This is a genomic window from Ruegeria sp. HKCCA5426, assembly GCF_013034585.1.
Taxonomy (GTDB): domain Bacteria; phylum Pseudomonadota; class Alphaproteobacteria; order Rhodobacterales; family Rhodobacteraceae; genus Ruegeria.
Map to the genome: position 1 here is coordinate 287,128 of NZ_WQGH01000004.1, position 12,023 is coordinate 299,150.

General features: G+C 54.2%; 11 protein-coding genes. 5 read left to right on the forward strand and 6 right to left on the reverse strand.

Annotated elements, in window-relative coordinates; translation table 11 throughout:
* The first annotated feature begins 765 nt into the window (after positions 1-765).
* A complete protein-coding gene (locus tag GOV87_RS08640) occupies positions 766-2,058 on the forward strand; it encodes a hypothetical protein (RefSeq protein ID WP_171211493.1) in 1,293 nt (430 codons plus the stop codon).
* 410 nt (positions 2,059-2,468) lie between these two features.
* Here the strand turns inward: GOV87_RS08640 and GOV87_RS08645 are convergent, their stop codons facing one another.
* Entirely contained in the window at positions 2,469-3,476 is a 1,008-nt protein-coding gene (locus GOV87_RS08645) for an AraC family transcriptional regulator (protein ID WP_171211494.1), read from the reverse strand.
* 133 nt (positions 3,477-3,609) lie between these two features.
* On the opposite strand from GOV87_RS08645, the gene GOV87_RS08650 reads away from it, so the two are divergent.
* The 4 genes from GOV87_RS08650 to GOV87_RS08665 all read left to right on the forward strand — a co-directional run bounded on the left by GOV87_RS08650 (position 3,610) and on the right by GOV87_RS08665 (position 7,468).
* On the forward strand, positions 3,610-5,007 hold the full coding sequence (locus tag GOV87_RS08650) for an amidohydrolase family protein (RefSeq protein ID WP_170367314.1): 1,398 nt from the start codon (positions 3,610-3,612) through the stop codon (positions 5,005-5,007).
* A 26-nt stretch (positions 5,008-5,033) separates the two neighbouring features.
* Positions 5,034-5,798 carry a DUF3299 domain-containing protein gene (locus GOV87_RS08655; protein ID WP_170367313.1) on the forward strand — a complete coding sequence of 255 codons (765 nt, stop codon included), beginning with the start codon at positions 5,034-5,036 and terminating at the stop codon, positions 5,796-5,798.
* Positions 5,795-6,973 carry a carbohydrate porin gene (locus tag GOV87_RS08660; RefSeq protein WP_170367312.1) on the forward strand — a complete coding sequence of 393 codons (1,179 nt, stop codon included), beginning with the start codon at positions 5,795-5,797 and terminating at the stop codon, positions 6,971-6,973. The genes GOV87_RS08655 and GOV87_RS08660 overlap by 4 nt, the downstream gene beginning before the upstream one ends.
* Before the next feature lie 114 nt (positions 6,974-7,087).
* The gene (locus GOV87_RS08665; RefSeq protein ID WP_171211495.1) at positions 7,088-7,468 is read left to right on the forward strand and encodes a hypothetical protein; all 381 of its coding nucleotides are present in this window, start codon (positions 7,088-7,090) and stop codon (positions 7,466-7,468) included.
* Positions 7,469-8,222: 754 nt separating this feature from the next.
* Here GOV87_RS08665 and tsf read toward each other — a convergent pair.
* The 5 genes from tsf to GOV87_RS08690 form a co-directional block, all read right to left on the reverse strand.
* The gene (gene tsf, locus GOV87_RS08670; protein ID WP_171211496.1) at positions 8,223-9,098 is read right to left on the reverse strand and encodes a translation elongation factor Ts; all 876 of its coding nucleotides are present in this window, start codon (positions 9,096-9,098) and stop codon (positions 8,223-8,225) included.
* A gap of 76 nt (positions 9,099-9,174) precedes the next feature.
* A complete protein-coding gene (gene rpsB, locus GOV87_RS08675; protein ID WP_171121427.1) occupies positions 9,175-9,972 on the reverse strand; it encodes a 30S ribosomal protein S2 in 798 nt (265 codons plus the stop codon).
* Between the two features lie 166 nt (positions 9,973-10,138).
* Positions 10,139-11,014: a 1-acyl-sn-glycerol-3-phosphate acyltransferase gene (locus GOV87_RS08680; protein WP_171211497.1), complete on the reverse strand. Its 876-nt coding sequence runs from the start codon at positions 11,012-11,014 to the stop codon at positions 10,139-10,141.
* Positions 10,980-11,735 carry a GNAT family N-acetyltransferase gene (locus GOV87_RS08685; protein ID WP_171211498.1) on the reverse strand — a complete coding sequence of 252 codons (756 nt, stop codon included), beginning with the start codon at positions 11,733-11,735 and terminating at the stop codon, positions 10,980-10,982. The genes GOV87_RS08680 and GOV87_RS08685 overlap by 35 nt, the downstream gene beginning before the upstream one ends.
* A gap of 98 nt (positions 11,736-11,833) precedes the next feature.
* A complete protein-coding gene (locus GOV87_RS08690; RefSeq protein WP_170388360.1) occupies positions 11,834-12,016 on the reverse strand; it encodes a DUF3553 domain-containing protein in 183 nt (60 codons plus the stop codon).
* Positions 12,017-12,023: the final 7 nt, after the last annotated feature.

The following is a 12,023-nucleotide window of genomic DNA, read 5'->3' on the forward strand; positions in this document are numbered from 1 at the left end:
TTTGGTCGGACCTTTGCAATAACAAAGCTCTCTGATCGCTCTGGCAAAGGGGCGTCTATTCGTCCACGTACCTATGTCGGAAATTGCGGGGGGCCTCGACCATCCCCATCATGCGGGGCCCCTCATTCTATCCAATGAGCACAGGACACTTCGGTCAAGGCCTTGTAGCTAAATGTTGACGATATCCCACCCAGCGGCTAGCCTGCTGGGTGTTTTCGTTGAATATTAAGGGGATGTTGTTTGCCTAACTTGTCGGACCTCTCGCAAAAAGCTGCGAGGCAGGAGCGATATCGCCTACCTCGGCTTGTTGGCGGCTATTCAGTCAATTTTTGTCGCAACCCAGTTTGCGAAATGTTCGGCGTTCTACCCGACCCCAGGGATGGTAGAGGTCGACGCTCCCAACCAGGTTCGAACCTCGGACGAGGTCGCGTAATCGGTTCTGGTGATGAGCGAACCTTTGTTTGCCCCGCTTGCGACCGATCCAGCATCGTAAAATCCAACAAGGCTGTGTTCGAAGAGTATGCGAGACTGTCTCGACTGCATAGGGGAACAAAACGTGAAAGTTGTCCAAGTGTTGCATGTATCAATCATGGGGCGACAATTTCACTTATGCCTAGCCGATACAGAAAGTTTGGCAAGACCGCAAAGGGCGACCCGAGGTTTCAGTGTAAAGCTTGCAAGAAAACCTTCTCTTTGGGTAAGTCGAGCAGACGTCATTTCCGCAGCGATCTGAACGGGAAAGTTCTGAGGAGTCTTGTTAATGGAATGACGATATCTGCGATTTGCCGGACACTGGATGTCCAGCCGGCAGAAGTTTACCGCAAGATCGACTTTATTCATGTGCAGTGCCAAGCCTTTGCTGCCGAACGAGAAAGGCTGTTACCAAGTGCCATTGCGGGTCAATCACCCTACTTCGCCACTGATACGCAAATTCTTCAGGTAAATTGGCCGGACAGGGGAGTTCGAAAGGCTGTTGAAGTTCGCCATATCTGCACTGTCGCGCGTGACAGTAATTACGTGGTCGCCTCTACAACAGATGTAGATCCCGACGTTCAGCCAGCGGCAATTGAGAAGGTCATGGAAATTGTAGGTGACTTAGAAAAGCCCCGCTCAATGAGAGAAAATGCGAGGGTCTGGTTTGCGACCGAATACTTAAAAAATCTGCGTGACAAGCATGATGCTTTGAACAAGTCCCGAGGCGGGATGGAGAAGGGAACCTTCACGGCATCCGAGGAAGATGTGAAGCTTCTGGAAAAAGCAGCAAGGGTGAGACAGGACGCAGCTGAATTCGCCCATATCATGCTGGTCAAGAAAAAGCTGGGGAGCAAGTATGCAAAGTTGAATTTTTCAACTGACCGCGATGCTGGCCTTTCTGCTGCATATGCAGCTGTATTCGCAAATGAAGTAAAGGCCAAGCGTGTCAGAATTGCGGATATCGCAATTACGAAATATCTGGTGACGGACCAGCGAAAGGCGTTGGTCGCAGAAGGAAACAAGGAATACAGCAGACTTCAGAGAGCTCTTGATCGCTCAAACGTCGTTCTGGGTACAGGCGATCCGGTGTCACCCAGGAAGCAAGACGGTGTCATGGAAGTTTTAGTGCGCTCCTTATTGCAGCAACGCCCGCCAGAGGACTATCTGCACGAATTGATGAATTATTTCGGCGAACGAGAAAGCAGGGATGAGGGGCTGCTATATCCGTTCCAATTCATCAATGAACCTGAGAAGCGCGTAATCTTCAAAACGAACCCAAATGACTTGAACTATACTCAAATTGCCCAGTTCGCTGTCAGGTCCGGGACTCATCCCGTTGATATGTATCATGCGCGGGCCAGAACGAAGATCATGGGTTTTGAACGCGGTCTGGTATCTTCTGGACGCGGTCGGCTCTGGTACTATAAGCAATATTACAACCCCGTCATGGTTTCGAAAATGGTCGATATTCTGAGGTTTGCCCACAACTATACGAACCTGATGAACAAAGCTAAGGATACTCCAGCCATGAAGATTGGGCTCGCCAAGGGTTTTGTTTATGAGAGAGACCTGTTTGCGTTTTAACACGTCAAGCGACCCAGTGTTCTAAGTAGCGAAATGCCATAAACTTCGATTGGGTTGTCGCGACTGGTATCCACAAACTGACCGCCCTGATTGCTTTCAACTGTTTACAGAACTCTGAAACGACACCAGAGCTGACCTTCTCTGCACGGTCCACGAATTGGAAAGACGCGGACAATACTGTCACTCGCCTGTTGAGGGTGGATGACCACAGGCAGCCCAAACCGGACCTTCGCAACCAAGCTTTGCTAACTCCGAAATACACAACGAAACGGCCAGTTGCAGAGGTTGTATCGGCGGTGGCAACCAACCATTCGTGTCGTCGACTAACCTGTTCAACGTCGCACTACAACTTCTCCGAACTGATCCCACGAGGACCTAATCTTCGAAGCGTTCATTTGGCTCGACCACATTTACTTGCTTCGGAACTTGGTCGGTGTCATTCCGGTCTGACTTCGGAAAAAGCGAGTGAAATGGGACTTGTCAGAATAGCCGAGCATCAGACCAATCTCCGCAATTGTCATCTGGTCATCTTTGAGGTGCTCCTTGGCGACATCGACACGCAGCCGTTTGATTTCGCGCGGTAACGTTGTGCCTTGTTGTTGAAGCGCTTTCAGGAACCGTTCCGGCTGTATTCCCAGCAACTCGGCCACCATCTCCGGCCCCAAATCGGTTTCATCCAGTTTGCCGCGCAAGACAGAGCGCAAAGCAGCCACCACAGTTACTTCTTCATCTTGTCGCGGTGAGACCATCGGCTTGGCAGAGCCGTCACAGACATGGTGCAAAAACAACCATTCCACAGGAAAACTAATTTGCATTCCGGGATCGGTTCCAAGGCCAACCTCGATCCCTTTGTAGTTGACAGGCAAACCATTGATGTATCTGCTTTCCCATCGCACACGCGAAGAGTCCCAGGAATCGCCGACGACGGTCTGCAACAGGCGTACATAGATTGCAGCACCAAAACCGGTTACCTGAATGGGCGGGACTGTTGGTTCCTGTTGCCTATCGATACGATAAGTCGCTTTGTCCGCTTCAATGATAAGGCTGTGCCGCACAGAATTAGACTCCTGCGGTACAAGCCCAACAAAGCGGGTAAAAAACTCGAACAGCGTTTTTGTAGTTTGCAGGGCTTGAGCGAATGGAGGCCACTCTTGCAGGTCAAACGTCTCCCCTACATTCAGTCCAAGGTATCGATCCCCTGACACTTCTGAGAAAGCATTTACCAAGCCGTAAACCAACTCTGAGTGAACGAACACGGATGGGTTAGTCAACAGTTCGGCTTTCAAGCCGACCTGATCCAATGCTGGTTGCGGATTGATCTTACGTTCGGTGAGATATTGCAGAAACGGAGCAGCTAAAGAGAGGCGAATAAAGCCCTCGCTATGCTCTCGGGAGGTGGAGTTGAAAGGCAAGCTCATAACCCTTGTCTGGATTAGCTTTAAGAAGTGGCCATTTTTGCAGTCACATTCGCACATCCTAATTCAAAAGGGGCAACCGAGCCAATGAATTCCAGACTATAGTTGGCAAAACATGAATATGAAGGGAGTACTTATGTCCGGCTTACGAATGTCTCTTTGCTCGACGGCAATTGTCGCGGCAGTTCTTTCTTTTTCGACGACCGCGCAGGCTCAGGATCAAGAAGAACCCCAAACGCTGTTTACCAACGTGCATGTCTTCGACGGTGTGAATGAGCAACGCATTGAGAATGCCAGTGTTCTGGTCGAGGGCAATCTGATCAAGTCCGTCTCAACCGATGCCATTGATGCGCCGAGTGCGAAGGTTATCGACGGTGGCGGACGCACTCTGACACCGGGCTTTATCGAGAATCACGCGCACCTGATGCTCATGGGGCCATCGATTGCCGAGATGGAAACCAACTCGACCTGGGAGGATTTCGCCATCCACGGGACACGGATGGCCGAAATGTACCTGATGCAGGGCTTCACGACCGTTCGCGATGCCGGGGGCGCTGGTGGCGGGCTGCGGCGTGCCATAGACGCAGGCCAGATCGTCGGCCCCCGCTTTTATCCTTCCGGCGCATTTCTCGGGACGCGCGGCGGCCATGCCGACTTCGCATCTTTCACATCTCCGCCGGGCGGGGTGACCAACTTTGGCACTCTGAATATGGCCCAACAGGTCAACGGTGTTGACGAAATTTACATGTATGGCCGCAACAACTTGCGCATGGGTGCCACGCAACTGAAGTTCATGCAATCAGGTGGGGTGATTTCGGCATTCGATCCATGGCAGTTGCTCGCCGGTTCGAAGGAAGAGATCGAGGCTGCTGTTCAGGTTGCCAACGAGTACGGCACCTATGTCATGGCACATTCCTACCGCAAAGAAGCGATCATCAATGCCCTGAATGCAGGGGTTAGAACCATTGAACACGGATTTCACTTTGACTGCGAAATTTCTGCTTTGATGAAAGAAAAAGGAGCGTACATCACGACGAACATCACGGCATTTGATCCGGGCCTTCTTGACGTTCCGTCCGTGAAAAACAACCCTAACAGTTTGAGGAAAGCCAAATCGGCCTCGGCGACCTTCGAAGCCTATATTCCCAGCATGAAGGAATGCCCGGCGCCGCGCGGGTTCCAAACCGATTGCGTGGGCTCAGTCGAGGCGTGCAACATTCAGATCGCCTACGAGAAGCATCTGAACAACCATTTCTTCGGCCCCTATGCGTCGATGGTAACCTTGACTTCGGTAGGCGGCGAGATCGCGGCACTTAGCGGTGATTTCATGAACCCCTATCCAGAAGGCAAACTGGGTGTGATCGAAGAAGGCGCCTATGCCGACATCCTACTGATAGACGGCAACCCCCTCGAAGACTTCTCGGTCGTTGGAACAGGTGATCAGTGGTTTGGTGCGGACCCAAGGCCGGACAGCCCGGAAACAATCCGCCTGATCATGAAGGACGGTGTGATCTACAAAAACACACTGGATTGACCAGATAAAGCAGCCGGAGAGCATTCATGCGAAATTGGTTTTGCTCCGCAGTATTCGCAGGGTTGGTTTTGTGCGGTTATGATGCTGCGGCGACGCCTGGAACCGCGTTGGACTGGGCGGACCTGCCAGATCCGTCTGCGCAGGTCTTTGAAGACCCCTATCGCGAACTTAGCGCCGAACAATTCGACGATGTCCTTTACGTCGTACGGCTGCGCGGCAGGTTACAGCAGGATAGTGGCAGCGAAGAAGAGAGGCAGAAATGGCAAGAGCTTCTGACCGAGACTGAGGATGCCTTGGCGGCTGATGGGATTGATGTCGACTGGCTACTCGATCAGCGAGAGGTCGTGACGGAGCGGCGAAGAAAGGCTGGAACGAGCGGAAACGCGCAATTCGACGGCCGAACAATCACACTCGCGGGCTTTGCCATTCCTGCTCCGAGCGATCCGGACGGCCGGCCTGTGGCGTATTTGGTGCCAGAAAGAGGGATGTGCAGCCACATGCCTCCACCTCCGCCTAACCAGATGATCCGTGTGCGGTTGAACGGGGACTGGGCGCCTAGCTATTTCCACGAACCCGTTCGGCTGACAGGCACGCTGACCATCGATCCTTCTGTTCAGAATATGATGGTTGTTGACGGCCTCATGCCTATGAATGCGACTTTCCAGCTAGAGACGGAACGTGTCGAAACTCTGGAAACCGAGGCAGACAGGTTGGAATGGCAGCAGCGTGCTGCTGATCGCATCCGCGCGGCGGGAAATCGCAAGACCGGTGGGGCACAGGCGTCAAAATGATAAGACTTCTGGTTGCCGCATTGAGCATTGCTTTTGCTGGCGCAGCGTCGGCTCAGGGACTATCCGGGCCATCTTCAGTCGAAGCTGATCTTGCGCCCGGAGACGGGCTCACCGATCCGCAATATCGTTCCGATTTTCCACGCAACATCGCACCGGGTTGGTTTCAGTGGAAAGACCGACTGGCTGAGGGTGGTTTTCGGTTCAACATTGACTACCTGGCATTGGGCCAAACCACGGATGCTGATCTGGGAACCGGCGAAGCAGCCAGCGGAATTGCGCGGTTCTACGGCAGTTGGCAGGCAACTGAACAGGGTTCTCTGACATTCAAGATCGAAGACCGGCACAGTTACACGGATGTTGCCCCGCAATTTCTCGGTCTGGATGGCGGAGCGCTTTCTATCACGGGGACAGCCTTCAACGATAATGGTTTGCTGCTGACCAACCTGTTCTGGACCCAAAGGGCCGAGGACGGCTCGTGGACGCTGCAAGTCGGGCAGATCGATGTAACGGACTTTGTGGATATCTACGGGTTGGTGAGCCCCTACAGTGGTTTTCAGAACCTGTCTTTCAACACCAATCCGACAATCAACGCGCCCAATCAAGGCCTTGGAATTGCTGGCGGGATAAAGCTGAGCGAAAACTTCTACGCTATTACGAGCATCTCAGACGCAAACGCCGACCCGTCCGATCCAAATTTTGATGTGTTTAGCGATGGCAATCTCTTCAAATCACTCGAGCTTGGGTACACGTCCGGCTTTGATCGCATCTATTTTGACAATGTCCATGTGACTCTCTGGCATGCGGATGCGGCTGACGATGGTAGCCGTCCAGAAGATTACGGCGCTGCGTTTTCTGCCGCATGGTTTGTTGACAATAAGTGGATGCCGTTCTTTCGGGCTGGGGCCTCGAAGGGGACCGCAGCGCTTTATGAACGGTCGATTTCTGCCGGTCTCGGTTACTATGGTCGCAACACCGATTTGGCCGGTCTGGGCCTAAACTGGGCCGAAGCAAGAGGCATAGATGGCGATCAGTTCACGCTTGAAGCTTTCTACCGTTTTTCAATCTCACCCGGATTGCAGATCACGCCATCGGTACAATTCATTTCCGACCCGCTTCTAAATCCCGATCAGGACCGGATTACCCTGTTCGGTCTAAGAACCCGGATAGTTTTCTAATGCGGGGTGAAGGCAGTCACTAAGGGGTGTGCCAAAGGGCAACTAAGAGAGATCAAGCGCGTGCCGGAATTTTCAACGCCGGTCGAATGAAGTTGGGAAGCAAAGGAACAATCTATGAAGATCGCCTACGAAATTCTCGCAGCCTTAGCAGTTGTGTTTTTCATCCTTGGAGGCGGCGATGCCCATGCCAAAGACAACAAGGGTAAAAAGCCGAACAAGGGGGGCAAGAACGGTGATGTCAGCATTCAGATCGAAGACAAACCCGGCAAAGGCCCAAAGGCTGTGCCGCCTGGCCAGATCAAGCGCTACACGCGCGGTGCCAAGCTCCCATCTGATCTGGAGTTCGAAGAAATTGGGGACCTTTCCAAATGGAAGCTGGGGGAGCCCGGCAAAGGAAACCGCTACATTCAGGTCGATGGCGAAGTCCTCGAAGTTACGAATGATCTGTCTACCGTTGTCGATGCCGTCGGCATCGTCGGTGATCTTCTCAACTAGACGAAAGTACGATGTTTCAGGGCAAGAACTACCTCGTTTGTCCTGACGCTGGCCGGGGCGATCATTTGTGAACCCCGGCCCAAGTTCAAAACCCGGATCCGAGGCGCTACGATGATAAAGGCCCTTCTTGTTCTTTTTGCGCTTGCTACCTTTTCGTCAGCACGCGCCCTACTCGCTCAGGAAAACGGTGCAACTGAAGTCCCGCAAACAATACGCTTTGAGGGCTATGTATAGCCCAGTCGCGAAGCAGAACTGTCGCCTTTGGTGGACAATGTGGTCAACCGGACTTTGCAAAGTCTGCTTTCTGCGCATTGCTGTCATTGGAGCTTCGCGCAGCATCAGTCAATTTTGGGCTCTCTCGTTGAATCCGCTGCGCTTTGCCTGAACGGCTGCTTGTCCGAAAATCGCTTAGAGGGGGATTTAGCAAAGAGCCGCACATTACCCTTGTAACACCGATCTAGTGACGCTGTTCATGAAATCTGACAAGCAAGCAATGGAACTGCTAAAGAACCTGATCTACGACCAGCCAAAGAGCGGTAAGAACATTAATTTGGGCGAGCTGGATGCCGTTTGAAATTCGGATTCAACCTTGAAAATGCAATGGGAGGCCACTTTGACCTCCCATCAACATTTTACCACAAGGCCTTGCACTTCGGTGTCCTTTTTTATTTGCGCAAGCAAAAGGCAGGCCACGCAATGCGTAACCGGCCTTTGCAGTTATCTCAGAACCCCAAAGCAGGTCCTGAGATCAAATTTAGCCCTGAGCGGCTTTGGCAACTTCGGCTGCGAAGTCTTCTTTTTCGACAACGATGCCTTCGCCAACTTCCAAACGGATGAAGCCGGTGATGGTTGCGCCCGCCTCTTTGGCCGCTGCTTCAACGGTCAGGTCGGGGTTCACAACGAATTGCTGGTTCAGCAGAGTCGATTCCGCCACGAACTTCTTCATGCGGCCTTCGATCATCTTCTCGATCACCTGCTCGGGCTTGCCGGATTCGCGGGCGATGTCCATCTGAACCTGCTTTTCCTTCTCGACAACCGCCGGATCCATATCGGCTTCGGACAGAGCTGCAGGGTTCACAGCCGCGATGTGCATCGCAACCTGCTTGCCGATCGCTTCGTCGCCACCGGTCAGCGCGACCAGAACGCCGATCTTGCCCATGCCGTTGGTGGCCGCGTTGTGGACATAAGACACAACAGTGTCTCCCGACAGCTTGGCCATGCGGCGAACCGACATGTTTTCGCCGATGGTGGCGATCTTGTCGGTCAGTGTGTCTGCAACGGTCTTACCACCCAGGTCAGCCGCCAGCAGTGCGTCAACATCAGCAACGCCTTCAGCCGCATAAGCGATCTTGCCAACCATTTCCTGGAACTCGCCGTTCTTCGCAACGAAGTCGGTTTCCGAGTTCACTTCGACAGCAACACCATTGCCGCCGTCAACGTGAACAGCAACCAGACCTTCGGCTGCGGTACGGCCCGATTTCTTGGCCGCCTTAGCCAGACCTTTGGTGCGCAGCCAATCAACGGCCTCATCCATGTTGCCGCCGGTTTCGGTCAGCGCTTTTTTCGCGTCCATCATGCCTGCGCCGGTCGAGTCGCGCAGTTCTTTTACCATTGCTGCTGTGATTGCCATTTTTGGCTCTCCTCAATTCAAACGGAATTGGGGCAGGTCATACCCTGCCCCATATGTCATTTACGTGACGGGCAGCTTACGCTTCGGCAGGGGTTTCTGCGTCGGCTTCTGCGGGCGCTTCTTCCGCAACGGCTTCTTCAACCGGAGCTTCTTCGAACGCGCCCAGGTCAACGCCTGCGGCACCCATCTGAGCGGTCATACCGTCCAGAGCTGCACGTGCGGCCAGGTCACAGTACAGGCCGATTGCGCGGGCTGCGTCGTCGTTTCCGGGGATGATGTAGTCCACGCCGTCGGGCGAGCAGTTGGTGTCGACAACAGCCACAACCGGGATACCCAGCTTGTTGGCTTCGGCGATGGCCAGTGCTTCTTTTTTGACGTCGATGACGAACAGCAGGTCAGGAACGCCGCCCATTTCGCGGATTCCGCCCAGCGAAGCCTGCAGCTTAGCTTGGTCACGCTCCATGCCCAGACGCTCTTTCTTGGTCAGGCCTTCGGCACCGGATTCCATCGCTTCGTCGATCTGGTTCAGACGATTGATCGACTGGGAAACGGTTTTCCAGTTGGTCAGCGTGCCACCCAACCAGCGGTGGTTCATGTAGTACTGAGCCGACTTTTCAGCCGCTTCAGCGATCGGCCCAGCGGCCTGACGCTTGGTACCAACGAACAGAACGCGGCCACCTTTTGCAACGGTGTCACGAACGGCCTGCAGCGCCTGATCCAGCATCGGAACGGTCTGGGTCAGGTCCATGATGTGGATGCCATTGCGCGAGCCGTAGATGAACGGGCCCATGCGGGGATTCCAACGCTGTGTCTGGTGACCAAAGTGAACGCCAGCTTCCAGCAGCTGACGCATGGTGAACTCGGGAAGAGCCATGCTATTTTCCTTTTCCGGTTTACGCCTTGGCGGGGGTGAAAGAAGCGGATGCTCCAACCGGCGGTCCTGATGAGGATGTCTCCCTCAAAAAGCCCAAACCCCGCCTGCGGGTTTGAATGGCGCGCGTATACGGCAGCTTTAATAGCAGCGCAAGAGGCTTTTGCCCTTATTTTTCAAGCTGCGCCAGACTGTGTGCGTGACGAACCGCCGCTTCGCAATGCGCAGCCAGTTCTTTGCGGTTGGCGAAGTCGCTGACCTTAGCGGGTGTGTGGTAAATCAATTCGATAGACCCTTGCCGCCGCGCCCCGAGTGTTTTCAGCAGATGCGGTCCGAAGTCCATGTCGCCCCACCATCCGTAAAACCTGTCTGGCTCCCCTCGGGGCGCGTGATAGATCACCGAAACCGGCTGTACGTACATGAAGTCACGTAGTTCATCTGTGAAGAACGCCGCAAAGAGCGTTGTTTTAAATGGCAAAACGCGCAACCCGTCCGTCGATGTGCCCTCGGGGAAGAACAGCAATTTGTGACCGGCGGTCAAACGCTCTTGAAAAAGAAGCGTCTGTTCGCGCGCCTTTTTGCGGTTTCTTTCGATGAAAACCGTGCCAGTTGCGCGGGCCAGCCAACCGATGCCGGGCCATTTGGCGACCTCTGCCTTCGACACAAAGTACACTCTTTTCCGCGCGTTCAGCGAAAAAATGTCCAGCCAGGATGAGTGGTTTGCGACAACCGCTCCGCGCTGCGTCATCAATTCACCGGACCCTTTGAACCCGATGCCGAGAATACGCAGGGCATTTCGACAGACGAATTGCGTAATGAACGGAGTCACTGGGCGACGTAGCGCGAAAAAGGGGATTTCGATCAGACGCAGGACGAGAAGGATGGCAAGGCCGCCAAGCAGCAACACAACCAACGGTACACCCCGCAGGATGGCAAGCGCCCAGCCCGAAACGCCAAGTTCGATGGGGTCAGGGGCATCTTCGCTGTGCCAGGACGATTCACTCAACGCTTCATGCTCCGCTATAAATTCGCCGTTGGCGTTCATTCATGCGCGCCGTGTCGAGGATCAGGCACACATCCGTTGTGTTAAAGGTGTGGTCGATAAACGCCCCCTCGCCCACGAACCCGCCCAGTCGCAAATAGGCTTTGATTAGGGCGGGCACTCGCACCATGGCCGCGCGACGATCCAACGCGTCCGCGTCGACGATATTCATAGACTGAAACACGTCAGGTTGCGCCCGGACCCTTAAGTCCGGTGGGGCAAGATGGTTGTGATGCAGCATGGACAGAGGCTGCGCTAAAGCCTGCACATCGGTGCCGTGAAAGCTGGCAACGCCGAACAGAACTTCGATTTGTCGTTCTAACACATACCTCGCCAGACTATTCCACAGATGGTACATCGCCGTACTGCCCCGATAGTTGGGGTGCAAGCAGGAACGGCCCAGTTCCAACAGCCTACGGCCGCTGTCTCTCAGGACGGTCAGATCGTATTCGTCTTCGGAATAGAACTGACCCAACTCTGCGGCACGTTCGCCCGGCAACAGCCTGTAAACACCCACAGTTTCGCCGGTCTGGTCGTCGATGGCCAGCATGTGATCGAAATAGGGATCGAAGCGATCCCGCTCAAGCCCAGCCTCGTGGTCGACCATCTCTCCGCCGCCGCCCAGCTCCCGCACGAACACGTCATATCGAAGGCGCTGCGCAGCGCGCAGTTCGGCCTCTGTCTCGGCAAGTTTGACGGTGAAGGATGGGCCCGCGTCCGGCATCTGATGTTCCGTGTTGTTTCAGCGCTGATACCGCAGGTTTCGGGGGGATGGCAACATAGGGTAAGACCGACCGGACGTTAACCTTTCCTAAACCAGTTTCACGGATCAAAGACAGGCATCAGGGCGATGCGCGATCCGTCAATCACCACTTTCCCCTGCTCGCGGAAGTTAACGGTGATTTTGCCACCGATGTTGGACTGCACCTGTCCAATGCCCCAATCGGGGAAATCGGGGTGGCGGACATACATGCCCGGTGCAAGAATGGCATTGAGGTCTGACATGACTGGG